Genomic DNA, 26,990 nt, shown 5'->3' with positions numbered 1-26,990 from the left:
AACCGTGATCGGTCCTGATCAACCGTGTGACGCGGCCCCGGGCGGATCTGCTCTCCGCCCGGGGCCTGCGCGCCCCGGAGGGCCCCTTGGCTCCACGCCCCTTTCTCCGCGAGACCGTCCGGTACGGCGCGGCGCCCGCCGCCCTCGTGCTGCTGCTGACCACGGCCCTCGCCGGGGCGGGCCTGGCCCTGCCGTGGGCGCTCGGCCGCACCCTCGACCTGCTGCTGGGCGAGGACCGCTCGGCCGCCGGACCCTGGCTCGCGCTGTGCGCCGCGCTCACCGGCGCCACCGTCCTGCTCGGCGCCCTCGACGGCCTGGTCACCGCCGTCGCCAATGCCCGCACCACCGCGTGGATACGCGCCCGCGTCCTCGGCCATGTGCTGGCCGCCGGACCCCGCACCACGGTCGCCGAGGGCGATCTGGTGGCCCGGCTCGTCGGCAACGCCGCCCAGGCCGGACCTCTCCCCGCGACCCTCGCCGCCACCCTCGCCGCCGTGCTCACCCCGGTCGGCGGACTGGTGGCGCTCGCCCTCACCGACGGCTGGACGGCGCTCGCGCTGCTCGCCGGGATGCCCGTACTCGTCCTGCTGCTCAAGGTGTTCGTCCGCCGGTCCGGGGACGCGGGCACCGCCTATCTGCGCGCCCAGGGCGAGATCGCCGGGCGGCTCACCGAAGCCGTGGAGGGTGCCCGCACCATCGCGGCGGCCGGCACCGCCGACCGCGACGCGGCCCGCATCCTCGCGCCGCTGCCCGAACTCTCCCGCCAGGGCCACCGCATGTGGCGCGTCACCGGCCGCTCCACCGCCCAGGCCTCCGCGCTGCTGCCGCTGCTCCAGCTCACCGTGCTCGCGGTCGCCGGGCTGCGGCTCGCGGACGGCGCGCTGAGCGTCGGCGGGATGCTCGCGGCCTGGCGGTACGCCGTCCTCGCCACCGGCACCGGAACCCTGGTCGGCCAGCTCAACGGACTGGTGCGCGGACGCGCCGCAACCGACCGCCTCGCCGAGGCCCTCACCCCGCCCGCCATGACGTACGGAACACGCCGACTGCCCGACGGGCCCGGCTCGCTGGAGCTCCGCAGCGTCCGCACCGGCCCCCTCGACGACGTCGACCTCTACCTTCCCGGCGGGACGGTGGCCGCCGTGGTGGGACGCTCCGGCAGCGGAAAGAGCGCCCTGGCCGCGGTCGCGGGCCGGCTCACCGACCCCGACCGGGGCACGGTCCTCCTCGACGGCGTTCCGCTGCCCGAACTCTCCCGGCGGCACCTGCGCCGCGAGGTCGGCCACGCCTTCGCCCGCCCGGCGCTCCTCGGCGCGACCATCGGCGGCACGATCGCCTTCGGCGCCGACGAACCCGGCCCGGAGCAGGTCACGGCCGCCGCCCGGGCCGCCTGCGCCGACGACTTCGTCCGCAGACTGCCGCTCGGCTACGACACCCCCTGCGAGCAGGCCCCGATGTCCGGCGGCGAGGCCCAACGCCTCGGTCTGGCACGCGCGTTCGCGCACTGCGGGCGGCTGCTGATCCTCGACGACGCCACCTCGAGCCTCGACTCCGCGACCGAGCGCCGGGTCTCCCGCGCGCTGCTCGACGAGCTGACGCCGGGCACCCGGCTCATCGTCGCCCACCGGGTCACCACCGCCGCCCGCGCCGACGTGGTGGTGTGGCTCGACGGCGGCGGGGTGCGCGCGCTCGCCCCCCATGCCGAGCTGTGGCGACTGCCCGAGTACCGCGCGGTGTTCGCCGAGGAGGCCGCGTGAAGGGGCGCGTGGCGGCACTCGCACGCTCCCGGGGGCGGGCGCTGCTCCGGCTCGCCGCCTGGTCGGCGCTGGAGGCGGGGGAGACGTTCCTGCTCGGCTTCGCGCTGGCGCGGGCGCTCGACCGGGGCTTCCTCGCGGGCCGCACCGGGACCGGCCTCGCGTGGCTGGGGCTCGCGGCGCTCGGTGTGGTGGCCGGGGCCTTCGGGACCGGGCGGGTGCATCTGGCGGTGGCCGCGCTCGTCGAGCCCGTACGCGACGACCTCGTACGCCGGGTGGTGCGCCGCGCGCTGCGGGCGCCCGACGGGGCGGCCGTCTCCCGGCTCACCCACCAGGTGGAGATCGCCCGCGACACACTCGCCGGACTGGTGATGGTGTCCCGGACCTTCGTCGTCACCGCCGTGGGGGCGCTGATCGGACTCTGCTCACTGGCACCGGTGCTGCTGCTGGTGGTGGCGGTGCCGCTGGCGGCCTCCCTCGCCCTGTTCCTCGCCACGCTGCGCCCGCTCGCCCACCGCCAGGAGGTGTTCCTCGCCGCCGACGAGGCGCTGGCGGCCGAACTCGGCCTCGCCGTCGCCGGGTTGCGCGACATCACGGCGGCCGGGGCACAGGACCGGGTGGCGGCCGACGCGGGGGAGCGGATCGACGCCGAGTTCCGGGCCTCGCGCTCGCTCGCCCGCTGGGGGGTGCTGCGTACGCTCGCGGCGGGGCTCGGCGGCCGGCTGACCGTGGTGCTGCTGCTGGTCACGGCGCCCTGGCTGCTCGGCCACGGGGTCACCCCCGGCGCGTTCGTGGGTGCCCTCGCCTATGTCACCCAGTCCCTGATCCCGGCCCTGCAGTCCCTGATGCAGGGCCTGGGCACCTCGGGGGCACGGCTGTTCGTGGTGCTGCGCAGGCTGACGGCGGACGGGGAGCAGCCACCGCGGCCCGTGCCCCCGGCGGGCGAACCCGGTCCCGGCGAGGCCGTACGGCTGCGGGGCGTCACTTTCGCGTACGGGCCGGGGGCCGCGCCCGTCGTCGACGGTCTGGACCTGACCGTGCCGCACGGCGGGCACCTCGCGGTGGTCGGCCCCAGCGGCATCGGCAAGTCCACCCTGGCCGAACTCATGGCGGGCGTGCGCGCCCCCGACAGCGGCGAAATTTTACGCGCCCGCGCGCGGGTCCTGGTGCCCCAGCAGGCGTACGTCTTCACCGACACCGTCCGGGCCAACCTCACCTATCTGTGCCCGGCCGGCCACGAGGACGCGGGGGCTCGGGACGGCTCGTGCGAGGCGGGGTCCGGGGGAGGCACCTTTGGCGGACCGCCGGGGGACGACGCCCTGCTGGCCGCCTGCGCGGCGGTGGGCGCCCGTGAGCTCGTGGACCGGCTCGGCGGGCTCGACGCGACCGTGGTCCCGTCCGGACTCTCGGCCGGGGAGCGGCAGTTGATCGCGCTGGCCCGGGCGTACGCGGCTCCCGCGCCCCTGGTCCTGCTCGACGAGGCGACCTGCCATCTCGACCCGGCGGCCGAGGCACGGGCCGAGCGGGCGTTCGCCCGGCGGCCCGGGACGGCGCTGGTGGTCGTGGCGCACCGGACCGGCTCCGCGCGCCGGGCCCGGCAGGTGCTGGTGCTGGGCGGCGCGGGGGTCGAGTGCGGGACACACGACGAACTGCTGCGAAAGTCCGCGTTCTACCGGGAGCTGACCGGATTACACCCATCCCTCGCCCTGGGAGATGCGGATGGCGTCCACACGGTTGCGGGCGCCGGTCTTGCGGGTGATCGCCGCCATGTAGTTCCGCACGGTCCCGTTGGACAGATGGAGACGGTGCGCGATGTCCGCGATGGAGGCGCCCTCGGCGGCGAGTGAGAGCACGCTCAGCTCCCGTCTGGTGAGCGGCATCTCGGCCGCCCGCAGGAAACCGCAGCCCAGCGAGTCGTCGACGAATCGCTGACCTGCGGCGGCCCGTCTTATGGCGCCGATCAGCCGCTCCGGGGTGGCGTCCTTGTCGACGTACCCGAGGGCGTGCGCCTCCACGGCCTGGCGCAGCAGCCCGGGCCGGTTGGGGCTGGCCAGCACGACGAGGCGCGCGTTCCGCGACCCGTGGTGCCGGCTCTGTAACTCCCCCAGCGGCGCGATGCCGTACGAGTCGGAGCAGTCGAGGTCCACGGCGCACACATCCGGCCGCAGCACCCGCGCCCGGGCGGGTGCGCTGCTCCAGGGCGCGTGGTGGACCTCCAGACCGGGTTCCCGGCCCAGGCGGTCGGCCAGCGCCGACCGCATCAGACAAGCATCGTGCACGAGAAGTACCCGGATCACGTTTCAGCCCCCTCCAGCTCCCCGCCTACCGGTTGCCTTCCTCTGGCACGCGAAACATTTCTATCCGGGGGCCGGGAGAGAGGAAGCCGCATAATCGGCCATGGGGTGGCACGGGGGCGCGTACGGCGCACAGAGTGGGCACGGATGGCCGCCAGGCGCTGGACCTGCACGCCGGGCGCTGGCCGGGTCACCGACGGATGAGCCCATATCGGGTCCGGCGGGTCGAAATCGGCGGGACCGACGGCTGCGGGGGACCGGTCAGAACGGCCGGATCGGGCCGAACCAACCCGGCCGGGACCGGCTCGGGCCGGTCCGGGCACGTTCGGAGCGGTCCGGTTCAGGCCCCTCGGTCGGGAAGGCCGTCGTCCTGCGCCGTGAGGTCGATCAGCCGGCACACCGTCTCGATGTCGATCTTCACCTGGGCGATCGAGGCCCGCCCGGACAGCCAGGTGATCAGGGCCGAGTGCCAGGTGTGCTCGATGACGCGGACCGCCGAGAGCTGTTGCGGACTCGGGTGGTCCAGCCCCATCGCGTCCAGGATGATCGCGGTGGTCTGCCGGGAGACGGTGTCCACCTCGGGGCTGACCGAGCGGTCGGCGAAGGTGAGGGCGCGCACCATCGCGTCGGCGAGGTGCGGTTCGCGCTGGAGCGCGCGGAACGCCCGCATCAGCGTCTCCGCGACGCGCTGCGCGGCCGAGTCGCCGGACGGCGGGTGCTTGCGGAGCGTGGAGTGCAGATGCTGGAGCTGGTCCTGCATGGTGGCGACCAGCAGATGGATCTTGGAAGGGAAGTAGCGGTAGAGCGTGCCGAGCGCGACCCCCGCGGCCTCGGCCACCTCGCGCATCTGCACCGCGTCGAAACCGCCCCGGCTGGCGAGCTGGGCGCTGGCGTGCAGGATGCGGCGGCGGCGCGCCTCCTGGCGCTCGGTCAGGACGGGCGACGCGGCGATGGCCGCTCTGGCTTCCGCTGTCATCTGTCCCGTTCCGTCGTCCGATTCGCGCTGTTCCGGTGGGCCCGGCGGCCCGATTCCGGGGGCACAGCATGGCAGGGGCCCCGGTGGTGGCGCGAATCACCTGATCCGGCCCTCACACGCGCGCTACCTGCCGGTAGATTCAAAGCTTCCCCAGGCTCCGGACGGAGATCAAGAAGGATCAAGTCTGGAACTTGTTCTAGATTAGCGCGAGCGGTTACGCTCCGGCGAAACGCAGCGATGAAGGGGCCGCGAGTGACCGCAGAGGCCATAGAGGCAAACCCGCACACCGGGGAGCCGGCCCGTGCGGGTGACCGCCCGCTGCGGATCGCCCTCCTGACGTACAAGGGCAATCCGTTCTGCGGCGGCCAGGGCGTCTACGTACGCCACCTCTCCCGCGAACTCGCCCGTCTGGGGCACAGCGTGGAGGTCATCGGCGCGCAGCCGTACCCCGTCCTGGACGAGGGCGTACCGCTCACCGAGCTCGCCAGTCTGGACCTGTACCGCTCGCCGGACCCGTTCCGCACGCCCGGGAAGGACGAGTACCGGGACTGGATCGACGCGCTGGAAGTCGCCACCATGTGGACCGGCGGGTTCCCCGAGCCGCTGACGTTCTCGCTGCGGGCCCGGCGCCACCTCGCCGCCCGCAAGGGCGAGTTCGACGTCATCCACGACAACCAGACGCTCGGCTACGGCCTGCTCGCCGACCTCGGCGCGCCCCTGGTCACCACGATCCACCACCCCATCACCGTCGACCGGCAGCTGGAACTGGACGCCGCCAAGGACTGGAAGCGCCGCTCCTCGGTACGCCGCTGGTACGGCTTCACCCGGATGCAGAAGCGGGTCGCGCGGCGGCTGCCGTCCGTGCTCACCGTCTCCGGCTCCTCCCAGCGCGAGATCGTCGAGCACCTCGGGGTGCGCGAGGACCGCATCAGGGTGGTGCACATCGGCGCCGACACCGGGCTGTGGTCCCCGGACCCGTCGGTGGCCGAGGTGCCCGGACGTATCGTCACCACCTCCAGCGCGGACGTACCGCTCAAGGGACTCGTCTTCCTCGTCGAGGCGCTCGCCAAGGTGCGCGCCGAGCACCCCGAGGCGCACCTCGTCGTCGTCGGCAAGCGCGCCGAGGACGGACCGGTCGCCCAGGCCATCGAGAAGTACGGGCTCGGCGGCGCGGTCCGCTTCGTCAAGGGCATCACCGACGCGGAGCTCGTCGACCTCGTACGGTCGGCGCAGGTCAGCTGTGTTCCCTCGCTGTACGAGGGGTTCTCGCTGCCGGCCGCCGAGGCGATGGCGACGGGGACCCCGCTGGTGGCCACGACCGGGGGCGCGATCCCCGAGGTGGCCGGGCCCGACGGCGAGACGTGCCTCGCCGTGCCGCCGGGCGACCCGCAGGCGCTGGCCGCCGCGCTCGTACGGCTGCTGGGCGACCCGCGGCTGCGCGCACGGCTCGGCGCGGCCGGGCGGCAGCGGGTGCTCGACCGGTTCACCTGGGCGCGGGCGGCCGAGGGCACCGTCGAGCTCTATCGCTCCGCGATCGCCGGCAAGGGCCGCTCCGCGGCCAAGAAGCCCGCAGGGTGATCCCGCACCGAACCGGCCCCGGCCGCTCCGCGCCCCCACCCCCCGGCCGCTCCGCGCCCCCACCCCCCGGCCGCTCCGCGGCCCCCGCAGTTCTCCATCCGAAAGGGCAGACCCCGTGCTGACCGTCGACTTCTCCCGCTTCCCGCTCGCCCCGGGCGACCGCGTGCTCGACCTGGGCTGCGGCGCGGGCCGGCACGCCTTCGAGTGCTACCGGCGCGGTGCGCGGGTCGTGGCGCTGGACCAGAACGGCGAGGAGATCCGCGAGGTCGCCAAGTGGTTCGCGGCGATGAAGGAGGCCGGGGAGGCGCCCGAGGGGGCGACCGCCACCGCGATGGAGGGCGACGCGCTCAACCTGCCCTTCCCCGACGCGTCCTTCGACGTCGTGATCATCTCCGAGGTGATGGAGCACATCCCGGACGACAAGGGCGTGCTCGCCGAGATGGTCCGCGTCCTCAAGCCGGGCGGCCGGATCGCGGTCACGGTGCCGCGCTACGGGCCGGAGAAGGTCTGCTGGGCGCTCTCCGACGCGTACCACGAGGTCGAGGGCGGTCACATCCGCATCTACAAGGCGGACGAACTGCTCGGCAAGATGCGCGAGGCGGGCCTGAAGCCGTACGGCACGCACCACGCGCACGCGCTGCACTCGCCGTACTGGTGGCTCAAGTGCGCGTTCGGCGTGGACAACGACAAGGCGCTGCCGGTCCGGGCGTACCACAAGCTGCTCGTCTGGGACATCATGAAGAAGCCGCTGGTGACGCGGCTGGCCGAGCAGGCGCTCAACCCGGTCGTGGGCAAGAGCTTCGTGGCGTACGCGACGAAGCCGCACCTCGCCCCGCTGGACGGCGAGGCCCCGCTCGGCGCCGAGGCCCCGCTCGCCGCGACCCGCAAGGCCGGCGCCAAGTGACCTCACCGGAGCGGACCGAGCACCTGGTCCTGCCGGGGGTCCTCACCGCCGCGCAGGCCGCCACGACCGTGGCCGGCATCCTGGCCGTGCAGCGCGAGGACGGCGCCATACCGTGGTTCCGCGGGCACCATCTGGACCCCTGGGACCACACCGAGGCCGCGATGGCCCTGGACGCGGCCGGCGAACACGAGGCGGCGGGGCGCGCCTACGAGTGGCTCGCGCGGCACCAGAACGACGACGGGTCCTGGTACGCGGCCTACCACGACGGGGACTTCGCGCAGGTCACCGACCGGGGGCGGGAGACCAACTTCGTCGCCTACGTGGCGGTGGGGGTCTGGCACCACTACCTCGCCACCGGCGACGACACCTTCCTCGACCGGATGTGGCCGGTGGTGTACGCGGCGGTGGAGTTCGTGCTGCGGCTCCAGCAGCCCGGCGGGCAGATCGGCTGGAAGCGCGAGGAGGACGGCTCGCCCGTCACCGACGCGCTGCTCACCGGCAGCTCCTCGATCCACCAGGCGCTGCGGTGCGCGCTGGCGATCGCCGAGCAGCGGGAGGAGCCGCAGCCGGACTGGGAGCTGGCCACGGGCGCGCTCGCGCACGCGGTGGCCCGCCATCCCGAGCGCTTCCTCGACAAGTCGCGCTACTCGATGGACTGGTACTACCCCGTCCTCGGTGGCGCGGTGACCGGCGCGGAGGCGAAGGCGCGCATCGAGTCGCGCTGGGACGACTTCGTGGTGCCCGGCCTCGGGGTGCGCTGCGTCCTGCCCAACCCGTGGGTGACGGGCGGCGAGAGCTGCGAACTGGCGCTAGCGCTGTGGGTGGTGGGCGAGTCGGACCGCGCCCTGGAGATCCTCCAGTCCATCCAGCACCTGCGGGCCGGGGACGGCCTGTACTGGACGGGGTACGTCTTCGAGGGCAACCGGGCGGTGTGGCCGGAGGAGCTGACGACGTGGACGGCAGGGTCGCTGCTGCTGGCGGTGGCGGCGCTGGGGGGTGACGAGGCGACGGCGGCGGTCTTCGCGGGCGACCGGCTGCCCCGGGGGCTGGCCCCGGACTGCTGCGGATCCCCGGCCCCGCCCGTCTCCTGAAGCGCCGGGGGCCCTCTGGGGGTGGGTGGCTGGTCGGGCCCCGTTTTCCCCCGCGGGCCGTGTGTGGCCGGCCCCGGACTCGAATGGCCCAGCCGGGTGGCCCGGTGCCGCCGGGCGGGTGACGCTGCCGGGGAGACCCAAACGTCCCCGGAGGTCATCGTGCCCAGTACGCTCCCGCTCCGCCGCATACTCGCGGCGGTCGTCCTCTCCACCGCTCTCCTGGTGTCGACGACCGCCTGCGGAGGCGAAACCAAGAGCGCCCGCAACAGCCTGACCGCGGCGGAGGCCAGCGCCTCCCCGTCCAGCACCTTCGAGAAGCAGAAGCTCGCCAAGACGCGGTTCGTCGCCAACGCGGGCCTCGCCGCCGGTGCCGCCTACCAGTGGATCGTGAAGCCCTACAAGGCGGGCAAGTTCAAGAAGGGCGCCAAGGGCCGGACGTTCGCCCTGGTGAAGGCGGGCCTCGCCGGGGCCTTCACGTACAACCGGCTGAAGGCGGCCGTGAACAACGCCAAGGGCGACCCCCTCCTCTCCAAGGCCGTCGCCCCCCTCAGCTCCGGCATCGAGTCCCTCAAGGGCCTCGGCGGCAAGCTGCGCAAGGGCGACGCCAAGGACGCGGACGTCGGGATGTTCGAGAACGTCATCAACGGCGTGAAGGGCGCGGGCAAGAGCGCCGGCGCGGACGTCAAGGACCAGGTGCCGTCCGCCTCGCAGCTCAGCGGCGGCTGACCACCGGCCCCGCACACCGTCAGCCGTTCAGCTCCGCCAGTACGCGCAGTGTCGTCGGGTCCGGTGACATGACCAGCAGGTCCGTCACCGGGCCCGTACGCCACGACTCCAGCCGCTCCGCGATCCGCTCACGCGGTCCGACCAGCGAGATCTCGTCCGCGAAGGCGTCCGGCACCGCCCGCACCGCCTCCTCGCGGCGGCCCTCGGCGAACAGCGCCCGGATGCGGCGGGCCTCGGCCTCGTACCCCATCCGCGCCATCAGATCCGCGTGGAAGTTGCGGGCCGCGTGCCCCATGCCGCCGATGTAGAAGCCGAGCATCGCCTTCACCGGCAGCAGCCCCTCGGCCACGTCGGCGCAGACGTGGGCGCGGACCATGGGGGCGACGGTGAAGCCCTCGGGCATCGCGTCGAGGGACGCCCGGTACGCGTCGAGGCGGGTCGGCGACCAGTACAGCGGCAGCCAGCCGTCCGCGATGCGGGTCGTCTGCGCGATGTTCTTGGGGCCCTCGGCGCCGAGCAGCACCGGCAGGTCCGCCCGCAGCGGATGCGTGATCGGCTTCAGCGGTCTGCCGAGGCCGGTGCCGTCCGCGCCCCGGTAGGGATGCGCGTGGAAGCGGCCGTCCAGCTCGACCGGTGCGGCGCGCCGCAGCACCTGCCGGATCACCTCCACGTACTCCCGCGTCGCCGTCAGCGGGCTGGCGGGGAAGGGGCGCCCGTACCACCCCTCCACCACCTGCGGCCCCGAGAGCCCGAGGCCCAGCGTCATCCGGCCGCCCGAGAGGTGGTCCAGGGTGAGCGCGTGCATGGCGGTCGCGGTGGGGGTGCGGGCCGCCATCTGCGCGACGGCCGTGCCCAGACCGATCCGCGAGGTGTGCGCGGCGATCCAGGTCAGCGGGGTGAAGGCGTCCGAGCCCCAGGCCTCGGCCGTCCACACCGAGGTGTACCCGAGGCGTTCCGCCTCCTGGGCGAGCCGCACATGTCCGGGGTTCGGGCCGCGGCCCCAGTAGCCGAGTGCGAGTCCCAGCCGCATACCGCCGCCCCCTGTCCGTATCTGACGGATCGTCAGGGGAGCGTACGGGAACGGCCCCCCACCCCGGAAGGGGTGGGGGGCCGTTCCCGGCGGTACACGCGGTCAGCCGCGCTGGATGCCCGTGGTGTCCTGCAGGACACCGCGGCGGCCGTCCTGCGTCTGCGCGACCAGGGCCGCGCCGCGCTGCTCCACCGCGAGGTACCAGGTGCCGGGCGCGAGCTCCGCGATCGGCGTGGCCGAGCCGTCCTCCGGGTACAGCTGGCGTGCCACCGGGACGGCGAACCAGAACGGGGCGAAGTCCCCGGCCGGGGCACCGGCGGCGGGCTGCTGCTGGGCCGCGGCGGGCGCCGGGGTCTGGCCGCCCTGGCTCTGGTCGGCGCCCTGGGGCGCGAACGGCTGCGGCTGCGGGGCGCCCGGGTAGCCGTAGCCACCGGCGGGCTGGTTGCCGTAGGGCTGGCCGCCGTACGGGGCCACGGCCGGGCTCGGGTTGCCCATCAGCGGGGCCTTGAGCGCGGCGACCATCGGGCCGGCCACGGCGCCCGCGGCGAGCACCAGCGCGGCGATCAGGCCGAGGATCATGCCGGCGCCGGCGCTGTCCATGTCGATGATGGTCCAGAACGCGGTCCACGCCGAGAAGATCGTGAAGGCGGTGCCGAACTGGCCCAGGTCCATCCCGGCGAACTTCCGCGGCTGCGGCAGCGAGCGGGCCACGACGATGAGGACCGCGCCGATGATGCCGGCCAGGAACATGCTCATCAGCAGACCCAGCGCGTCCCACGCGTTCGGAACGTTGGCGTGGGAGCAGATGGTGCCGACGCAAGCGTTGTCGACCGAGTAGAGATCGAGGAACGAGGCGATGAACAGCACCACCGCTGCTCCGATCACCACGCCGTCGCCTCGCGTGAGGGAGCGGATGTTCACGTAATAGTCCTTTTTGGGTCGTCTCGTCGGGGCGGTCATCGCTGCCGCCGGTGTACGTGCACACGGCGCGAAGCACGGGGGTGGTTCCCCACCCGGAGGAGAATCTATCGTCTGACCGGGTGGGAAGTCCCCCCGGTGCTCAGACCGTGACCGACCCGCGGCCGACAGCTCCCGTCGGCGCGCCCCTCACTTGCGCAGGAAGTCGCCGATCCCGTCCGCGATGCCCTGGGCCGCCCGCTGGCGCCAGTCCGCGCTCGTCAGCAGGGCCGCGTCACCGGAATCACGCATGTTCCCGCACTCGATGAACACCTTCGGCACGGTCGACAGGTTGAGCCCGCCGAGGTCCTTGCGGACGTCCAACCCGGTGCCGTCGCCCACGTAGTTGGAGGGCGGCATGCCGGTGGCGTGCACGAACTTCCCCGCGATCCTCACACCCAGCTCACGCGAGGGGCCCACGATCGGGGCGGTGTTCGCCTTCCCGGCGTTCACCAGCGCGGGCAGGATCACATGGAACCCGTGGTTCCCCTGCGCCGAGCCGTCGGCGTGCACCGAGACCACCGCGTCCGCCCTGGCCCGGTTGCCGATCGCCGCGCGCTCGTCCACGCACGGACCGAAGGGCCGGTCGGCGTCCTGGGTGTACGTGACGGTCGCGCCCTGCTTCTCCAGGAGCGCCCGCAGCCGGTGCGAGACGTCCAGGGTGAACGCGGCCTCGGTGTACCCCTCCGCGGTGTCGGTGCCGGTGGTGTCGCACTCCTTCTTGTTCGTCCCGATGTCGACCTGGCGGTTGATCTCGGCGGTGTGCTGGAAGTTGCTCGGGTTGTGCCCCGGGTCGATCACCACGACCCGCCCCGCGAGCGGCCCGGTGGGCCGGGCGGACCGGGTGGAGGCCGAGGCCGAGGCCGAGGGCGCCGGGGTGGCCGGCCCGGTCACGGCGGGCGGCTTGGCGCCGCCGTTCCCCGAGGGCCGCGCGGCGGACGCGCTGGGCAGCGGCAGCACCTGGGGCGGCTTGTCGTCATGGCCGCCGGAGCCGCCCATGGCCTGCCACACCAGCCAGCCGGCCAGAGCGGCCGGGGCCAACGCGGCGGTCACGATGACGAGGTTGCCGCGCAGACGGCGCCGGGACGGGGTGGGGGACTCGCTGTCGTACGACACGCAGTGATGCTAGGGCCTGCGCGGTTGATCCGGTCGGCTCCGGCCCCGGGGTGTCGGTGCCGTCACACTCCGGCGCAGGACGCGCAGCGAGTCGGTGGCCGAGACCTCGCTGAACGCGCCGGACGCCAGGGCCCGCAGATAGACGCGGTACGGCGCCTGGCCGGTGAACTCGTCGACCGGGTCCGGGAAGACGTCGTGGATCACCAGCAGGCCGCCCTCGGCGAGGTGCGGGGCCCAGCCCTCGTAGTCCCCGGTGGCGTGCTCGTCGGTGTGGCCGCCGTCGATGAAGACCAGCCCCACCCGGCCGCCCCAGGCCCGGGCCACCTGCGGCGAGCGGCCCACGACCGCGATCACGTGCTCTTCGAGGCCGGCCCGGTGCAGGGTGCGGCGGAAGGTGGGCAGGGTGTCCATCAGACCGACCTCCGGGTCGACCACGGACGGGTCGTGGTACTCCCAGCCGGGCTGCTGCTCCTCGCTGCCCCGGTGGTGGTCGACGGTGACGGCGACGGTCCCGGTGGCGCGGGCCGCGTCCGCGAGCAGCAGGGTGGAGCGACCGCAGTAGGTGCCGACCTCCAGGAGCGGCAGGCCCAGCGCGCCCGCCCGGACGGCCGCCTCGTAGAGGGCGAGCCCCTCGCGTACGGGCATGAACCCCTTGGCGGCCTCGAAGGCGGCGAGGATCTCCGGCTTGGGTGTCGCCATGGTCAGGGCTCCTGGGGGTTCGGACGCGGGGCTTCGTACGGATGCGGCGGCCGGTGCTCGCGCTGCCGGGCGCCACATCCTAATCCCCGGCCGATCCCGCCCTCGATCTGACCTTCCGTCAGAATGGAACGTGTTCTAGTCTGTCGCCGTTCCAGCGGCGGCCACGGCGGGGAGTGCGGATGGGCATCGGGATCACCCGGGAGCAGCGCGAGCTGGCCGAGGCGGTACGGGGCGGGCTGGCGCGGGCCGTCCCCCCCGAGGAGGTGCGGAAGCTGCTCGACGCGGACGGCGCCCCCGCCTCCCGGCCGCCCTTCTGGGACGCGCTGGCCGCGCAGGGCCTGCTCGGGATCCATCTGGGCGAGCGGTACGGGGGCGGTGGCCTCGTGGAGCTCGCCGTGGTGCTGGAGGAGGCGGGCCGGGCCGCGCTGCCGGGTCCGTATCTGCCCAGTGTGCTCGCGGCGGCGGTGCTGGAGCGGGCCGGGCACGCGGAGGCGGTGGAGGCGATCGCGACCGGCGCGCGCACGGCGGCGGTGGCGCTCGGCCCCGGCGGACTCACCGCCGTACCGGACCCGCACGGCTGGACGCTCGACGGGACCGCGCCGCCGGTCCTCGCCGCGGCCCAGGCCGAGCTGCTGGTCCTGGCCGCGCGGGCGGGGGATGAGGTGCTGTGGCTGCTGGTGGACGCGGCGGACCTGGACGTACGGGCGCACGACGGCGCCGATCCCACCCGCCCCACCGCCGAGGTCACCGCCCGCCGCCTCGCCGTCCCGCAGGGGCGGGCGCTCGCCGTGGACCCCGCGCTCGTCCACGACCTGGCGGCCGTCCTCTTCGCCGCCGAGGCCTGCGGCACCGCCTCCCGGGCGCTGGAGACCGCGGTCGCCCACGCCAGGACGCGCGAGCAGTTCGGCCGGCCCATCGGGCGGTTCCAGGCGGTCAAGCACCTCTGCGCCGACATGCTGGTCCGGGTCGAGCAGGCGCGGGCACTGGTGTGGGACGCGGCGCGGGCGGCCGGGCCGGAGCGGGCCGAGGTGCGCGGCCTGGTGGCGTCCCTGGCGGCGGCCACGGCCCTGGACGCGGCCCTCACCTGCGCCCAGGACTGCGTCCAGATCCTCGGCGGCACCGGCTTCACCTGGGAGCACGACGCCCACCTCCATCTGCGCCGCGCCCTGGTGGCCCGCCAGCTCCTCGGCGCCGGCGACGCCCACCGCCAGAGGGCCGTCCGGCTCGCCGGGGCCGGGGCGCGCCGCGAGCTGCGGCTCGAACTCCCCGAGGAGGCACGGGCGTTCCGGGGCCCGGCCCGCGCGGCGGCGGAGTCCGTACGCGGCCTCGACCCGGCCGCCGCCCGGCGCGCCCTCGCCCCCACCGGATACGCCGCACCCCACCTGCCGCCGCCGTACGGCCTGGGCGCCGGGCCCGTGCAGCAGCTCGTCGTCCAGGAGGAGCTGCGCGCGGCCGGGGTGAAGGTCGCGGAGCTCGGGATCGGCACCTGGGTGGTGCCCTCGCTCCTCGCCTACGGCACGAAGGAGCAGCAGGAGCGCTATCTGCTGCCGACCCTGCGCGGGGACCTGCTGTGGTGCCAGCTGTTCTCGGAGCCGGAAGCGGGCTCGGACCTCGCGAGCCTGCGGACCCGCGCCGAACGCACCGGGGACGGCTGGCGGATCACCGGCCAGAAGGTGTGGACCAGCGCGGCCCAGTGGGCGGACCACGGAATCCTGCTCGCCCGGACCGACCCCGGGGCGCCCAAGCACGAGGGCCTGACGTACTTCGTCGTCGACATGAAGCACACCCCCGGGATCGACATCCGGCCCCTGCGGGAGATCACCGGCGACGCGCTCTTCAACGAGGTGTACTTCGACGGGGCGCTCCTGCCGCCGGACGCGGTCGTGGGCGAGCCGGGCGGCGGCTGGCGGGTCGCCCGCAACACCCTCGGCAACGAACGCGTCCACATGGCCGACCAGTTGACCTTCGACACCGGTCTGGAGGCACTGCTCGCCCGCGCCGACGGCCTCGACGGCGCCTGCCGCGCCCGGATCGGCGCGCTGGCGGCCGAGGCGCACGCCCTCGCCTGCGTCGGGCTGCGCACCACCCTGCGCCGGGTGTCCGGGCTGGAGCCCGGCGCGGGGGCGAGCGTGCGCAAGCTCGTCCAGACGCTCCACCAGCAGAAGGTGGCCGACCTCGCCCTGGAGCTGCTGGGACCCGCGGGCGCGACGGCCGAGGGCCCGGCGCGGCAGGCCGTCCACGGCTATCTGATGTCCCGCTGTCTGACCATCGCGGGCGGTACCACGCAGGTCCAGCTCAATGTCGTGGCCGAGCGGATCCTCGGCCTGCCGCGAGACTGAACGAGCCGAAGGAGCAGGTACGTGAAGAGTTTGGTGGCCGGGGTCGGGACGACGGACTTCGTGAAGCCCGAGTCGCGGGAGGGGCAGGCCCCCCGGCAGTACTGGGACATGGCGCGCGAGGCCGGGACGGCCGCGCTCGCGGACGCCGGGATCGGTTACGGGCAGGTGGAACAGGTACTGGCGGGCTACTGCTTCCAGCCGTCGACGGCGGGCCAGCGGGCGGCGTACGAACTGGGGCTCACCGGTGTCCCCGTCCACAACGTCAGCAACAACTGCGCCACCGGGTCGAGCGCGCTGATGCTGGCGCGACAGCTGGTGGAGGGCGGGGTGAGCGAGTGCGTACTGGCGCTGGGCTTCGAGAAGATGAAGCGCGGCGCGCTCGGCGGCGGGGCGGACGGCGGCGACTTCGCCACGTCCCCGGTCGCCCGCCACTACGGGGTGATGGCCGCCGCCCACGGCTTCGAGGCGACCCCGCCGACGGCGCAGATCTTCGGCAACGCGGCGCGCGAGCACATGGAGCTGTACGGGACGACCGAGGCGCAGCTCGCGGCGGTCGGCGCCAAGAACCACCGGCACTCGGTGCACAATCCGCACGCGCAGTTCCAGGTGGAGTACTCGGTGGCGCAGGTGCTCGCGTCACCGCCGGTCCACCGGCCGCTGACACGGCTGCAGTGCTCGCCCACCTCGGACGGGGCGGCGGCGGCCGTCGTCGTCTCCGAGCGGTTCGCGGCGGAACACGGCCTGGCGGAGCGGGCGGTGGAGATCGTCGCGCAGGCGATGGCGACGGACACGGAGGAGTCCTTCGCGTCCGGCCGGTGCATCGACGTGGTCGGGGTCGGCATGTCTCGGGCGGCGGCGCGGTCCGTGTTCGAGCGCTCCGGCCTGGGCATCGAGGACGTCGACGTCGTCGAGCTGCACGACTGCTTCTCCATCAACGAGCTGCTGACGTACGAGGCGCTGGGGATGTGCGGGGAGGGGGAGTCCGGGAAGCTGGTGGAGTCCGGGGCGACGACGTACGGCGGCCGGTGGGTGGTGAACCCCTCCGGGGGCCTGATCTCCAAGGGGCATCCGCTGGGGGCGACGGGGCTGGCACAGGTGGCGGAACTGGTGACACAGCTGCGGGGCGAGGCGGGGGCGCGGCAGGTGGGGGGTGCGGGGGTGGGGCTGGCACACAACGTGGGTCTGGGCGGCGCGGCGGTGGTGACGCTCCTGCGGAGGCCGCAGTAGGTACGGCCCCGGCCCCGTCCCCCTCCACCCGCGTGCCGGGTTGCCGCCCCGCGGCCGGAGCCGCAACAGGTCGCCCGCCAGAGGGCTTTCGGGAAGGGGCGGGGTGGGGAAACGCACCCCCCGTGCGACCATGACCCCCATGGTCCAAGCGCCCCCGGAAACCGCCGCCATACCCACCCGCACCCACCCCACCCGCACCTGGCTCGTCCTCCTCGCCGCCTGTGCCGGGCAGTTCCTCGTCGTCCTCGACGTCTCCGTCGTCAACGTGGCGCTCCCCTCGATGCGGACCGGGCTCGGTATGAGCCCGACGGGCCTGCAATGGGTCGTCAACGCCTACTCCATCGCGTACGCCGGGTTCATGCTCCTGGGCGGACGCGCCGGAGACCTCTTCGGACGCAAGCGCATGTTCCTCGTCGGACTCGCGCTGTTCACCGGCGCCAGCCTGGCCGGCGGACTCGCCCAGGAAGGGTGGCAACTGCTGGTCGCCCGGGGCGTGCAGGGGCTCGGCGCCGCCGTGCTCGCGCCCTCCACGCTCACCATCCTGACCGCCGCCGTCCCGGAGGGCGCGGCCCGTACCAGGGCCATAGGGACCTGGGCGGCGGTCGGCGCGGGCGGCGGCGCGGCGGGCGGACTGGTCGGCGGGGTGCTCACCGACACCCTGTCGTGGCGCTGGGTGCTGCTCATCAACGTGCCCGTCGGCGCCCTCGTCCTCACCGGCGCCGCCCTGTGGATCACGGAGAGCCGCGCCGCCACCCGCGACCGCCTGGACCTGCCCGGCGCGGTCGCCGTCACCGGCGGGCTCGCCGTCCTCGCGTACGGCATCGTGCAGACCGAGCAGTCCGGCTGGACCGCGCCGCAGACGCTCGCCCCGCTGCTCGGCGGCCTCGCGCTGCTGGGGGCGTTCCTCGCCGTCGAGGCGCGCGCGGCGGCGCCGCTGATGCCGCTGCGGCTGCTGCGCATCCGGGCGGTGTCGTCCGCCAACGTCGTGATGTTCGCCTGCGGCTCGGCCACCTTCTGCACCTGGTACTTCATGACCCTGTACGCGCAGAACGTGCTCGGCTACACCCCGCTGGGCGCCGGACTCGCCCTCATCCCCAGCTCCCTGAGCATCGTCCTCGGGGCCAAGATCGCACCCCGGCTGATGCCGGTGACCGGGACCCGCAACCTCACCGTCCTCGGTGTGCTGATCGCCGCCGCCGGCTTCGGCTGGCAGTCCACGATGCACGCGCACGACCCGTACTGGATGTCCATCCTGGTGCCCGGCACGCTGATGATGACCGGCGCGGGCCTGGCCACCACGCCGCTCGCCTCGCTCGCCACCTCCGGCGCGGCGCCGGGCGAGGCGGGGCTGGTGTCGGGGCTCATCAACACCTCCCGCACCATGGGCGGCGCGCTCGGCCTCGCCGTCCTGTCGACCGTCGCCACCGCCCGTACCGGCGACACCCCGACCCCCGAAGCGCTCACCGAGGGCTACGCGCTCGCCTTCCGCACCGGCGGCTTCGTGCTGCTCGCCAGCACCGTGGTCGCGCTGGTGTGGCTGCCCAGGGCGACGGCGCCGAGGAAGTGACTCAGAGCCAGCCCTGCTGCCGCGCCGCCCGTACCGCCTCCATGCGGTTGCGGGTGCCGGTCTTGCCGATCGCCGACGAGAGGTAGTTGCGCACCGTCGACTCCGACAGGTGCAGCCTGCCCGCGATGTCGGCCACGGTCGCGCCGTCCACCGACGCGTTCAGCACGTCCCGCTCCCGCGCGGTCAGCGGGTTGGCGCCCGCGCTCAGCGCCGCCGCGGCCAGCGCCGGGTCGATCACCGTCTCGCCGCGCAGCACCCGCCGGACCGCCTCGGCCAGGTCCTCCACCGGCCCGTCCTTCACCAGGAACCCCGCCGCGCCCGCCTCCATCGCGCGCCGCAGATACCCGGGCCGCCCGAACGTGGTGAGGATCAACACCCGGCAGTCCGGGCACTCCTCGCGCAGGTCGGCCGCCGCGTCCAGCCCGCTGCGGCCGGGCAGTTCGATGTCGAGGAGCGCCACGTCGGGGCGGGCGGTGAGCGCGGTGGACACGATCTCGTCGCCCGCCGACACCTGGGCGACCACCTCGATGTCCTCCTCCAGGCCGAGCAGCAGGGCCAGCGCGCCCCGCATCATGCCCTGGTCCTCCGCGAGCAGGACTCTGATCATGCCGTTCTTCCCCTCGTGCGGGCCGTCATCCGTGTACGGCCCCGTGTTCCGTCCCCAGCCCCAGCTCGGCTTCGAGCGCGGCGTCGGCCGGGTCGACCGGGAGCTCGGCGCTCACCTGGAAGCCGCCGCGCGGCCCGCGGCCCGCGTCGAGTGAGCCGCCGGCCGCCGCGAGGCGTTCGGTGAGACCCTTCAGACCCGTGCCGCCGATCCGGGGGCCGGGGGCCGCGGGCTGTACGGATGGTACGCCGCGCCCGTCATCGGTGATCTTCAGCCGTACCCGCTCGGGCGCGCCGTCGACCACGATCTCGCAGCGGGTCGCGCCGCTGTGCCGTACGACGTTGGTGACCGCCTCCCGTACCACCCAGCCGAGCAGCGCCTCCACCTGCGAGGGCAGCGGCGGCCCCGACAGGCGCACCACCGGCTCGACCTCGGCCGCGAGCAGCGCCGAGCGGGCCCGGTCCAGCTCGGTGCCGAGGCTGCCCTCGCGGTAGCCGGTGACGGCCTCGCGGATCTCGGTGAGCGCCTGGCGGCCGACCGACTCGATGTCGGCGACCTGGCCCAGCGCGGCGTCCAGGTCGCGCGGGGCGAGGCGGCGGGCCGCCTCCGACTTCACCACGATCACCGACAGCGTGTGGCCGAGCAGGTCGTGCAGGTCGCGGGAGAAGCGGAGACGTTCCTTCTCCACGGCGGTACGGGCCAGTTCCTGGCGGGTGTCGCGCAGTTCGCGCACGGTCTGGGAGAGCGAGAGGACCGCCGCCGTGACCATGCCGGAGAGGAACGTGCCGTACGCGATGGTCACGTTGTCCCACACCTCCCCGGCCTCCATGCCGGAGATGGCGCCCGCCGAGGACGCCAGCACCATGACGGCGAGACCCAGCTTCCGTTCCCGCAGCACCGCGCCGCAGGCCAGCGAGAGCAGCGGGAAGAAGAACAGCCAGGTGCCGCCGTAGGAGATGGCCAGGCCGTAGGTGATCGCGGCCATCGCGGCCAGGACGGCGAGCGTGGAGCGGCTCTCCCGCTTCTCCTTGACGAAGGCGCGGAAGGCGACCGTGACGTAGAGCGAGTTGAAGGCCAGCAGACCGGTGCCGCCGATCCACGGGTTCGGGGTCGTGCCCTCGACCAGGCTGGAGAACGCGCCCAGGCCCATCAGCAGCCAGGGCAGCAGCGTGTACGCGCTGGCCGGGGGGCCGGGGAGATCGGCGTCGCGGTCGCAGCCCTTCTTCGCCCGCGCGTCGGCCGCCGCCCGCACCGGGCCCTTCGGCAGAAGTCGTGCCACAGTCTCGTTCTCCCCGTTCATCGTGCTCACACCGTCCTCGCGGACCGTCGGTAGGAGATCACGGCGTACGAGCCGAACGCCAGCAGCCAGCCGCCGAGCACCGCGACCGTCCCCGCCCCGGGGGCCGAGCCGTTCGAGACCGCCCAGCCGAGGTCACCGAAGCGGTGCGCCGGGGTGTACGCGGCGACGGAGGCGAGCCAGTGGGGGAACGAGGAGAGCGGGAACCACAGCCCGCCGACCACCGCGAGCCCCATCAGACACGCCACATTGACCACGCCCATGGCCTGCGGGCTCAGCCGGTAGCCGTTGCCGAGGCCCAGCAGGGTGAAGGGGAGCGCCCCGGCCCACAGCAGCAGCGCCAGCGCCGCCCACTGCCAGACGGCCAGCCGTACGCCGTTGACCAGCGCGCCCGCCGCGAGCACCGCCAGGACCGCCGGCAGCACGGTCGCGGAGCCGCTGACCGCGCGGCCCGCCACCACCCGGGACGGCGTCAGCGGGGTGATCCGCAACTGGCGCAGCCAGCCCGCGCTCCGGTCGGAGGCGACGGCGCCGCCCGCGTTCAGGGATGCGCCGAGCGCGCCGTACGCGGCCATGCCGACCATCGAGGCGACCTTCCAGTCGGCCGAATCGCCGTCCCCCGAGCCGATGTTGGTGAAGAGCAGATACATGAGCACCGGCATGCCGATGCCGAAGAGGACGAAGGAGGCGTCGCGGAAGGTGCGGCGGATTTCGAGGATGACGTAGCCGGGCATCAGACGGTCTCGCTCTCGCGGGTGGGGCCGACGGCGGAGGTGAGGGCGGAGGTGAGGGAGAGGAACGCGTCCTCCAGGCTGGCCGGGGCGACTTCCAGGCCCCGGACCGCGCCGAGCCGGGCGAGCTCCATGACCGTGGCGTCGGAGTCGTCGGTGCGCAGCCGGGCGCGGTCGCCGCGCACCTCGACCGAGACGACGCCCGGGAGCGCGGTCAGGCCGGCGCTGGGGCCGCCCGCCAGATCGAAGGAGACCAGGCTGCCGCCAGCCGCGCGCTTGATCCGCTCGCCGGGGCCGTCGGCGACGACCCGGCCGTGGTCCACGACCACGATCCGGTCGGCGTTGGCGTCCGCCTCCTCCAGGTAGTGGGTGGAGAACAGCACGGTGTTGCCCCGGTGCGCGTAGGTGCGCATCGCGTCCCAGAAGGCGCGGCGCGCCTCGACGTCGAGCGCGGCGGTCGGCTCGTCCAGGACCAGCAGCGCGGGCGCCCCCGCGACGGCCACCGCGAACCGGACGCGCTGGGCCTGGCCGCCGGAGAGCTTGTCGACGCGGCGGTCCGCGAACTCGGTGAGCCCGGCGAGCGCGAGGGCCTCGTCGACGGGCAGCGGCTCGGGATAGGTGGAGCCGACGAAGGCGACGAGCTCGCGGACGGTGACGCGGGGGATGGGCTGCCCCTCCTGGAGCATCGCGCCCGCGAGCCCGGCCCGCACCGCGCGCTCGGGCGTCCGCCCGAAGAGCCGCACCTCGCCCGCGTCCGGCTCGTCGAGACCGAGCAGCAGGCCGATGGTGGTGGACTTCCCGGCGCCGTTGCGGCCGAGCAGGGCGACGGTCTCGCCGCGGGCGATGTCGAGGTCGATGCCGTCGACGGCCCGTACGTGGCCATAGGCCTTGGTCACGCCGGTGAAGCGGATGGCGGGGGCGGGGCGGGGGGTTGGCGGGGTGTGCGTCATACGGCTGACGCTACGGATGCGGCGGGGGTGGGTGGCAGATGTTCTTGTACGGGGTCACCCAGGACAAATGTCCCGGCCCGGGGTTCGTCTGCGGACCGGTGGGGTTGCTCGCGCAGTTCCCCGCGCCCCTTCTAGGCCCGGGGTTTGTCTGCGGGTCGGGTGTGGCTGGTCGCGCAGTTCCCCGCGCCCCTGGGGGGTTGGGGTGACCCGGCGCCGAGAGGACAGGGGCCGCAGGCCCCGCCCTTGAGGGGCGCGGGGAACTGCGCGATCAGCCCACCACGACCGGCGGCCGACCTCCGGGCCTTTGAGGGGCGCGGGGAACTGCGCGAGCAACCACCCACGACCGGCGGCCGACCTCCGGGCCTTTGAGGGGCGCGGGGAACTGCGCGATCAGCCCACCACGACCGGCAGCCGACCTCCGGGCCCTTCAGGGGCGCGGGGAACTGCGCGAGTAACCACCCACCGGCCCGCAGACGAACCCCGGGCACATCAGGGCCCGCAGGCGGACCCCGGCCGCACCTGACGGCACGTCAGAACTGTTCCCTATTGCTCGCCGCTGCGTTATACATAGGCCCCATCAAGCCTAGAACGCGTTCTAGATACCGGCTCCGAGCCGACCCCCCGGCGGCCTCGGCGCGGCCGACGGTGCGGACGGCCGCGCCGAGGTCTTCCCACCCCCAAGAGCAGGAGCAGCTCCCGTATGCCCATCGACGTCGCCAAGGCGCTCGCCGCCGAGCCCCGGTCCACCGAGATCGTCTGGGATCACAAGGACATCCAGCTCTACCACCTGGGACTGGGGGCGGGCGTCCCGGCGACCGACCCCGACGAGCTGCGCTACACCCTGGAGTCGCGGCTGCACGTGCTCCCCTCCTTCGCCACCGTCGCCGGCGCCGGCATGGGCGTGGTCGGCGGCCTCTCCGCCCCCGGCATCGAGATCGACCTCGCCGCCGTACTCCACGGCGGCCAGGGCATCGTCCTGCACCGCCCGATCCCGGTGCGCGGCAAGGCGCTCTCCACCTCCAAGGTGGCCGCCGTCTACGACAAGGGCAAGGCCGCCGTCCTGGTGCTGCGTACCGAGGCCGCCGACGACGAGGGGCCGCTGTGGACCAGCGACGCCCAGATCTTCGTACGCGGCGAAGGCGGCTTCGGCGGCGAGCGCGGCCCCTCCGCCCGCACCGAGCGGCCCGAGCGCGCCCCCGACCGTACCGTCGAGCGGAAGGTACGCGAGGACCAGGCGCTGCTGTACCGGCTCTCCGGCGACTGGAACCCGCTCCACGCCGACCCCGACTTCGCCGCCCTCGCCGGGTTCGACCGGCCGATCCTGCACGGGCTGTGCACGTACGGCATGACGCTCAAGGCCGTCGTCGACACGCTCCTCGGCGGCGAGGTGGCCCGCGTCCGCTCGTACACCACCCGCTTCACCGGCGTCGTTCACCCGGGCGAGACCCTGCGTATCCGGATGTGGGCCGCGCCGGGCCGTGTCCAGGTGTCGGTGACGGCCGTCGAACGCGACGACGCCCCGGTGCTCTCCGACACGCTCGTCGAACACGTCTGAGGTCACGCCGGAGGTCACACGCCTCAGGTCACGTCTCCACCGCCTGATCCAAGGAGCCGCACCATGCGCGCAGCCGTACTGCACGAGATCGGCCAGGACAAGCTCGATGTGCTCGACGACGTCGAGGCGGTGGGCTTCGGGCCCGGGAAGGTGCGCATCCGTATCCGCGCGACCGGGCTGTGCCACTCCGACGTCTCCGCGATGTCCGGCGTGCTACCGCAGCCCGCCCCCTTCGTCCCCGGCCACGAGGGCGCGGGCGAGATCCTCGACGTCGGCGACGGCGTCACCTCGCTCGCCCCGGGCGACCGCGTCCTGGTGTGCTGGCTGCCCGCCTGCGGTGTCTGCGCCTCGTGCAGGCGCGGCCAGACCCACCTCTGCCTCGCCGGGTTCATGAACGCGGGCACCCCCAACTTCAGGCGGCCGGGCGTGGAGGTCTTCGGCTTCGCGGGCACCGGCACCTTCGCGGAGGAGGTCGTGGTCGCCGCCGGATGCGCGGTCCCGATCCCCGACGACGTGCCGTACGAGATCGCCGCGCTCATCGGGTGCGGGGTGACCACCGGCCTCGGCGCCGCCATCAACACCGCGCGGGTGGAGGCCGGTTCGTCGGTCGCCGTCATCGGCTGCGGCGGGGTCGGCATCTCCGCCATCCAGGGCGCCCGGGTCCGGGGCGCGGCGCAGATCGTCGCCGTCGACCCGGTGGCCTCCCGGCGCGAGGCCGCGCTCACCTTCGGGGCGACCGAGGCCGTCTCGCCCAGCGAACTCGACGACGCCAAGCAGCGGATCACCGCCGGCGAGGGCTTCGACTACGTCTTCGAGGTCGTCGGCAAGTCCGCCACCGCCCGCACCGCCTACGGCGCGACCCGGCGCGGCGGCACGCTGTGCGTGGTCGGCGCGGGCGCCATGGACGACTTCTTCCCGCTCAACATGTTCGAGCTGTTCTTCGACGAGAAGCGGATCCTGCCCTCGCTGTACGGCGGCGGCGACGTGCTGCGCTCCTACGAGCGGGCCGTGGCGCTGTGGCGGGCGGGCCGGATCGACCTGGAGCGGCTGATCACCCACCGGGTGCCGCTCGCCGGGATCAACGACGCCCTCGACCAGATGCGCACGGGCGAGGCCCTGCGCACCAGCATCACCCTCTGAATCAGCTCTGAATCCACCGCATCCCCGAAAGGACACGGTCGACCGATGGCACTGCCACTGGAAGGGCTCAGCGCGATCGTCACCGGCGCCGGGCGGGGCCTGGGCCGGGCCGAGGCCCTGGAACTGGCCCGGCTGGGCGCGTCCGTCGTCGTCAACGACTTCGGGCAGCCGGGTCGTGACGGCACCGGCGCCGCCTCGTCCGGCCCCGCCGAGGAGGTCGCCGCCGAGATCCGCGCGGCGGGCGGCGCGGCGGTCGCCCACACCGGAGACGTCGCCGACCACCAACAGGCCCGGGAACTGGTCGCGCTGGCGATTGAGCGGTACGGCAAACTGGACATCCTGGTCAACAACGCGGGCATCCTGCGAGACCGGATGATCTTCTCCATGACCGAGTCCGAGTGGGACGCGGTCATCCACGTCCACCTCAAGGGCCACTTCAACACCACCCACTTCGCCGCCGCCCACTGGCGCGAGCGGTCCAAGGCCGCCGGCCACGCCGTCTACGGCCGGATCGTCAACACCTCCTCGGAGGCGTTCCTCGCGGGCTCCGCCGGCCAGCCCAACTACGCCGCCGCCAAGGGCGGGATCGTGGGCCTCACCACCTCCACGGCCCTGGCCCTCGCCAAGTACGGCGTCACCGCCAACGCCATCTGCCCGCGCGCCCGCACCCGGATGACCGAGGACGTCTTCGCCGCCATGCCCGCGGGTCCGGGCGGCGAGGAGCCGGGGGAGGGCCGGCTCGACCCGCTGGCGCCCGAGCACGTGGCACCGCTCGTCGGCTATCTGGCGTCCCCCGCCGCCGTCCGCGTCAACGGCCAGCTCATGGTGGTCCACGGCGGGATGGTCGCGGTCGTGGAGCGGCCGAAGGTGGCCGCCAAGTTCGACGCCGCCAAGGAGACCTTCTCGTACGGCGAACTGGACGAGCTGCTCACGCCGTACTACGCCGACCGCCCGGCGAACGAGACCTTCGCGGCGGCGGAGGTCCTCGGCCTCAAACGCGGCTAGCGATTCGAGGGAACGGGCGGCCGGGCACCCCGGTCATGCGTGAAGGGCCCGGGGACCGACCGTTCCCCGGGCCCTTCACCCCTCTTCGCCGGCGTCAGCGGCCGTCGCGGCCCCCGTCGCCGTCGCCCCGCCGGTGGCGGCCGTGGCCCTCGGCGGTCGGCTCCTCGGTCACCGCGGCGCCGCCCCGGTGCCGGCCGTGGCCGCCCGCGTCCGTCATGGCTTCGGCGGACACGGCGGTCAGTGTCTCGGACATGTGGTGCAGTCACCCCGTTGTGTTTTCGTCCTTGCGTTCGCCGTGGATCTTAACCAGCCGCTCCCGGCCTACTGACGGCCGGTCAGCGGTGCCTGCGCGAGCGGTACGGGCCGGGGGACCCGCGGCTTCAGCGGTACGGGGGCGGGCCGGGGGAGGTCCGCCGGAGCCGGGACCGCCGCCACCGAACAGGGCGCCGCGGGCGTAGTACACGGCAGCCGCAGCACCCCGTCCCGCGTCCACAGGCCCGAGCCCGCCAGCCACCCGCCGGGCGCCGCCAGCTGGTGCAGCCGGCGGCCCGCCGGGCGCCACAGCCCCAGCCAGGTGCCCGCCGCCGCGTCGATCCGCAGCGCCACCGCGCAGCTCTCCGGCATCAGCACCTGTCCCGGCTGCACGGCGAACGGCGTCACCGCCGCGTCCGCGAGCCGCAGGCACTCGGGGAAGCGGACCGGCAGGGTGGAGCCGAGCACGCCCCAGCCGAGCCGGTCGTGGCCGGGGGCGTCGGAGCGCAGCAGCAGCAGACCGGTGTCCGGGTCCGCCAGCAGCAGCCGGTCCTCGCTCTCCTCGGTGATCTGGAGGAGCGGGGTCACCTCGCCGCCGCGCTCCAGGTCCACCGCGACCGCCTTGGTCCGCCCGTCCAGCTCCCGGTCGACCGCGAGCATCCGCCCGGTGCGGTCCAGCCAGACACCGCCCGAGCAGCGGCCCTTGAGGGTGGCGACGGGTTCGGGGCCGAAGGCGCCGCCCGCCACCAGCCAGAGCGTGCTGTCCTCGGGGCCGGCCGCCAGCGCGTACGCACAGCTGCCGTTCGGGGACGGCGGCAGCAGCGCCAGCCGCCGCAGCGGATCGCGGGGGACCGTGCCGAGGGCGAGTTCGCCGGTGCCGGGGCCGGTCGGATACAGCAGGGCGAAGGCGTCCCGGTCCGCGATCCGGCGGTGGATCAGCACCCGCCCGTCGCCCATCGGCAGCACCGAGGCGTCCGGGTCCTCCGGCTGGTTGCCGGGCAGCGGCACCGCGTAGGGCTCGGGTCCGTCGAGGGTCCACCGCTCGGGGAACCAGCGGTCGTCCCCGCCCGGCGCCCGGACCAGGCGGGCCGCGTAGGAACCGTCCGCGGTGATCGTGAACTCGCTCTGCCGGACCGCGTCGCCGTTCCCGGCAGCGGTCTCGATGGCCAAGGCCGTCATGAGATGGCTCACCTCCGGCCCA

At 74.3% G+C, this 26,990-nt stretch carries 23 protein-coding genes and 1 pseudogene; 12 read left to right on the top strand and 12 right to left on the bottom strand.

Annotated features, from left to right (window positions below; genetic code table 11):
- Positions 1 to 26: 26 nt before the first annotated feature.
- On the top strand, positions 27 to 1,754 hold the full coding sequence (locus ACZ5ID_RS26220) for an ATP-binding cassette domain-containing protein (protein WP_468902503.1): 1,728 nt from the start codon (positions 27 to 29) through the stop codon (positions 1,752 to 1,754).
- On the top strand, positions 1,751 to 3,598 hold the full coding sequence (locus tag ACZ5ID_RS26215) for an ATP-binding cassette domain-containing protein (protein WP_468902499.1): 1,848 nt from the start codon (positions 1,751 to 1,753) through the stop codon (positions 3,596 to 3,598). The genes ACZ5ID_RS26220 and ACZ5ID_RS26215 overlap by 4 nt, the downstream gene beginning before the upstream one ends.
- Here the strand turns inward: ACZ5ID_RS26215 and ACZ5ID_RS26210 are convergent.
- Together ACZ5ID_RS26210 and ACZ5ID_RS26205 are read right to left on the bottom strand one after the other, a co-directional pair.
- A pseudogene (locus ACZ5ID_RS26210) lies at positions 3,524 to 4,012 on the bottom strand (LuxR C-terminal-related transcriptional regulator); the annotation flags it as partial. The gene ACZ5ID_RS26215 and the pseudogene ACZ5ID_RS26210 overlap by 75 nt on opposite strands.
- A 373-nt stretch (positions 4,013 to 4,385) precedes the next feature.
- Positions 4,386 to 5,021 carry a TetR family transcriptional regulator gene (locus ACZ5ID_RS26205; protein ID WP_468902497.1) on the bottom strand — a complete coding sequence of 212 codons (636 nt, stop codon included), beginning with the start codon at positions 5,019 to 5,021 and terminating at the stop codon, positions 4,386 to 4,388.
- 252 nt (positions 5,022 to 5,273) lie between these two features.
- Between ACZ5ID_RS26205 and ACZ5ID_RS26200 the strand changes: the two genes are divergently transcribed.
- The 4 genes from ACZ5ID_RS26200 (at position 5,274) to ACZ5ID_RS26185 (ending at position 9,320) form a co-directional block, all read left to right on the top strand.
- The gene (locus tag ACZ5ID_RS26200) at positions 5,274 to 6,599 is read left to right on the top strand and encodes a glycosyltransferase family 4 protein (protein WP_468902495.1); all 1,326 of its coding nucleotides are present in this window, start codon (positions 5,274 to 5,276) and stop codon (positions 6,597 to 6,599) included.
- Positions 6,600 to 6,714: 115 nt separating this feature from the next.
- Positions 6,715 to 7,503, top strand: a complete 789-nt coding sequence (locus ACZ5ID_RS26195; RefSeq protein WP_468902492.1) for a class I SAM-dependent methyltransferase — start codon at positions 6,715 to 6,717, stop codon at positions 7,501 to 7,503.
- Positions 7,500 to 8,594, top strand: coding sequence for a prenyltransferase (locus ACZ5ID_RS26190; protein WP_468902489.1), 1,095 nt, complete (start codon positions 7,500 to 7,502; stop codon positions 8,592 to 8,594). The genes ACZ5ID_RS26195 and ACZ5ID_RS26190 overlap by 4 nt, the downstream gene beginning before the upstream one ends.
- Positions 8,595 to 8,753: 159 nt before the next feature.
- Positions 8,754 to 9,320, top strand: coding sequence for a hypothetical protein (locus ACZ5ID_RS26185; protein ID WP_468902486.1), 567 nt, complete (start codon positions 8,754 to 8,756; stop codon positions 9,318 to 9,320).
- 19 nt (positions 9,321 to 9,339) lie between these two features.
- On the opposite strand, the gene ACZ5ID_RS26180 is transcribed toward ACZ5ID_RS26185, so the two are convergent.
- From ACZ5ID_RS26180 to ACZ5ID_RS26165, 4 genes are all read right to left on the bottom strand, one after another.
- Positions 9,340 to 10,350: an LLM class F420-dependent oxidoreductase gene (locus ACZ5ID_RS26180; RefSeq protein WP_468902484.1), complete on the bottom strand. Its 1,011-nt coding sequence runs from the start codon at positions 10,348 to 10,350 to the stop codon at positions 9,340 to 9,342.
- 102 nt (positions 10,351 to 10,452) lie between these two features.
- Positions 10,453 to 11,271 (bottom strand): hypothetical protein, encoded by an 819-nt coding sequence (locus tag ACZ5ID_RS26175; RefSeq protein ID WP_468902482.1) that lies wholly within the window; start codon positions 11,269 to 11,271, stop codon positions 10,453 to 10,455.
- A gap of 186 nt (positions 11,272 to 11,457) precedes the next feature.
- Positions 11,458 to 12,423 (bottom strand): N-acetylmuramoyl-L-alanine amidase, encoded by a 966-nt coding sequence (locus ACZ5ID_RS26170; RefSeq protein ID WP_468902479.1) that lies wholly within the window; start codon positions 12,421 to 12,423, stop codon positions 11,458 to 11,460.
- Positions 12,424 to 12,432: 9 nt separating this feature from the next.
- Complete coding sequence (locus ACZ5ID_RS26165; RefSeq protein WP_468902477.1) at positions 12,433 to 13,122, bottom strand: class I SAM-dependent methyltransferase; 690 nt, start codon at positions 13,120 to 13,122, stop codon at positions 12,433 to 12,435.
- Between the two features lie 179 nt (positions 13,123 to 13,301).
- Here ACZ5ID_RS26165 and ACZ5ID_RS26160 point away from each other — a divergent pair, with 179 nt between their 5' ends.
- From ACZ5ID_RS26160 to ACZ5ID_RS26150, 3 genes are all read left to right on the top strand, one after another.
- Positions 13,302 to 15,461 (top strand): acyl-CoA dehydrogenase, encoded by a 2,160-nt coding sequence (locus tag ACZ5ID_RS26160; protein ID WP_468902474.1) that lies wholly within the window; start codon positions 13,302 to 13,304, stop codon positions 15,459 to 15,461.
- 21 nt (positions 15,462 to 15,482) lie between these two features.
- A complete protein-coding gene (locus ACZ5ID_RS26155) occupies positions 15,483 to 16,688 on the top strand; it encodes a thiolase C-terminal domain-containing protein (RefSeq protein WP_468902472.1) in 1,206 nt (401 codons plus the stop codon).
- Between the two features lie 139 nt (positions 16,689 to 16,827).
- Positions 16,828 to 18,255: an MFS transporter gene (locus ACZ5ID_RS26150; RefSeq protein WP_468902469.1), complete on the top strand. Its 1,428-nt coding sequence runs from the start codon at positions 16,828 to 16,830 to the stop codon at positions 18,253 to 18,255.
- A 1-nt stretch (position 18,256) separates the two neighbouring features.
- On the opposite strand, the gene ACZ5ID_RS26145 is transcribed toward ACZ5ID_RS26150, so the two are convergent.
- Genes ACZ5ID_RS26145 through ACZ5ID_RS26130 form a run of 4 tightly spaced genes read right to left on the bottom strand, consistent with a single transcriptional unit; the run spans position 18,257 to position 21,837 of the window.
- Entirely contained in the window at positions 18,257 to 18,862 is a 606-nt protein-coding gene (locus ACZ5ID_RS26145; RefSeq protein WP_468902467.1) for a response regulator, read from the bottom strand.
- 25 nt (positions 18,863 to 18,887) lie between these two features.
- Positions 18,888 to 20,111 carry a sensor histidine kinase gene (locus tag ACZ5ID_RS26140; protein WP_468902648.1) on the bottom strand — a complete coding sequence of 408 codons (1,224 nt, stop codon included), beginning with the start codon at positions 20,109 to 20,111 and terminating at the stop codon, positions 18,888 to 18,890.
- 53 nt (positions 20,112 to 20,164) lie between these two features.
- Positions 20,165 to 20,890, bottom strand: coding sequence for an ABC transporter permease (locus ACZ5ID_RS26135; RefSeq protein ID WP_468902464.1), 726 nt, complete (start codon positions 20,888 to 20,890; stop codon positions 20,165 to 20,167).
- Complete coding sequence (locus ACZ5ID_RS26130) at positions 20,890 to 21,837, bottom strand: ABC transporter ATP-binding protein (RefSeq protein ID WP_468902461.1); 948 nt, start codon at positions 21,835 to 21,837, stop codon at positions 20,890 to 20,892. The genes ACZ5ID_RS26135 and ACZ5ID_RS26130 overlap by 1 nt, the downstream gene beginning before the upstream one ends.
- A gap of 700 nt (positions 21,838 to 22,537) precedes the next feature.
- Between ACZ5ID_RS26130 and ACZ5ID_RS26125 the strand changes: the two genes are divergently transcribed.
- The 3 genes from ACZ5ID_RS26125 (at position 22,538) to ACZ5ID_RS26115 (ending at position 25,537) form a co-directional block, all read left to right on the top strand.
- Entirely contained in the window at positions 22,538 to 23,392 is an 855-nt protein-coding gene (locus ACZ5ID_RS26125; RefSeq protein WP_468902458.1) for a MaoC/PaaZ C-terminal domain-containing protein, read from the top strand.
- 63 nt (positions 23,393 to 23,455) lie between these two features.
- Positions 23,456 to 24,532: a Zn-dependent alcohol dehydrogenase gene (locus tag ACZ5ID_RS26120; RefSeq protein ID WP_468902457.1), complete on the top strand. Its 1,077-nt coding sequence runs from the start codon at positions 23,456 to 23,458 to the stop codon at positions 24,530 to 24,532.
- A gap of 45 nt (positions 24,533 to 24,577) precedes the next feature.
- The gene (locus ACZ5ID_RS26115; protein WP_468902456.1) at positions 24,578 to 25,537 is read left to right on the top strand and encodes a 3-oxoacyl-ACP reductase; all 960 of its coding nucleotides are present in this window, start codon (positions 24,578 to 24,580) and stop codon (positions 25,535 to 25,537) included.
- A gap of 94 nt (positions 25,538 to 25,631) precedes the next feature.
- Here ACZ5ID_RS26115 and ACZ5ID_RS26110 read toward each other — a convergent pair whose 3' ends face one another.
- Together ACZ5ID_RS26110 and ACZ5ID_RS26105 are read right to left on the bottom strand one after the other, a co-directional pair.
- A complete protein-coding gene (locus ACZ5ID_RS26110) occupies positions 25,632 to 25,790 on the bottom strand; it encodes a hypothetical protein (RefSeq protein ID WP_468902454.1) in 159 nt (52 codons plus the stop codon).
- 68 nt (positions 25,791 to 25,858) lie between these two features.
- On the bottom strand, positions 25,859 to 26,968 hold the full coding sequence (locus ACZ5ID_RS26105) for a hypothetical protein (protein WP_468902453.1): 1,110 nt from the start codon (positions 26,966 to 26,968) through the stop codon (positions 25,859 to 25,861).
- Positions 26,969 to 26,990 lie beyond the last annotated feature (22 nt).

Source organism: Streptomyces sp. NPDC031670 (assembly GCF_055580545.1).
The sequence above is the reverse complement of the archived record's forward strand: the minus strand, read 5'-3'. Positions and strand labels throughout refer to the sequence as shown.

Bases quoted from the DNA above. Each gene is read 5' to 3' on its own strand.
- ACZ5ID_RS26205 (WP_468902497.1), bottom strand. From the start codon at position 5,021: ATGACAGCGGAAGCCAGAGCGGCCATCGCCGCGTCGCCCGTCCTGACC.
- ACZ5ID_RS26180 (WP_468902484.1), bottom strand. From the start codon at position 10,350: ATGCGGCTGGGACTCGCACTCGGCTACTGGGGCCGCGGCCCGAACCCC.
- ACZ5ID_RS26165 (WP_468902477.1), bottom strand. From the start codon at position 13,122: ATGGCGACACCCAAGCCGGAGATCCTCGCCGCCTTCGAGGCCGCCAAG.
- ACZ5ID_RS26160 (WP_468902474.1), top strand. From the start codon at position 13,302: ATGGGCATCGGGATCACCCGGGAGCAGCGCGAGCTGGCCGAGGCGGTA.
- ACZ5ID_RS26150 (WP_468902469.1), top strand. From the start codon at position 16,828: ATGGTCCAAGCGCCCCCGGAAACCGCCGCCATACCCACCCGCACCCAC.
- ACZ5ID_RS26145 (WP_468902467.1), bottom strand. From the start codon at position 18,862: ATGATCAGAGTCCTGCTCGCGGAGGACCAGGGCATGATGCGGGGCGCG.
- ACZ5ID_RS26135 (WP_468902464.1), bottom strand. From the start codon at position 20,890: ATGCCCGGCTACGTCATCCTCGAAATCCGCCGCACCTTCCGCGACGCC.
- ACZ5ID_RS26130 (WP_468902461.1), bottom strand. From the start codon at position 21,837: ATGACGCACACCCCGCCAACCCCCCGCCCCGCCCCCGCCATCCGCTTC.
- ACZ5ID_RS26125 (WP_468902458.1), top strand. From the start codon at position 22,538: ATGCCCATCGACGTCGCCAAGGCGCTCGCCGCCGAGCCCCGGTCCACC.
- ACZ5ID_RS26120 (WP_468902457.1), top strand. From the start codon at position 23,456: ATGCGCGCAGCCGTACTGCACGAGATCGGCCAGGACAAGCTCGATGTG.
- ACZ5ID_RS26115 (WP_468902456.1), top strand. From the start codon at position 24,578: ATGGCACTGCCACTGGAAGGGCTCAGCGCGATCGTCACCGGCGCCGGG.
- ACZ5ID_RS26110 (WP_468902454.1), bottom strand. From the start codon at position 25,790: ATGTCCGAGACACTGACCGCCGTGTCCGCCGAAGCCATGACGGACGCG.
- ACZ5ID_RS26105 (WP_468902453.1), bottom strand. From the start codon at position 26,968: ATGACGGCCTTGGCCATCGAGACCGCTGCCGGGAACGGCGACGCGGTC.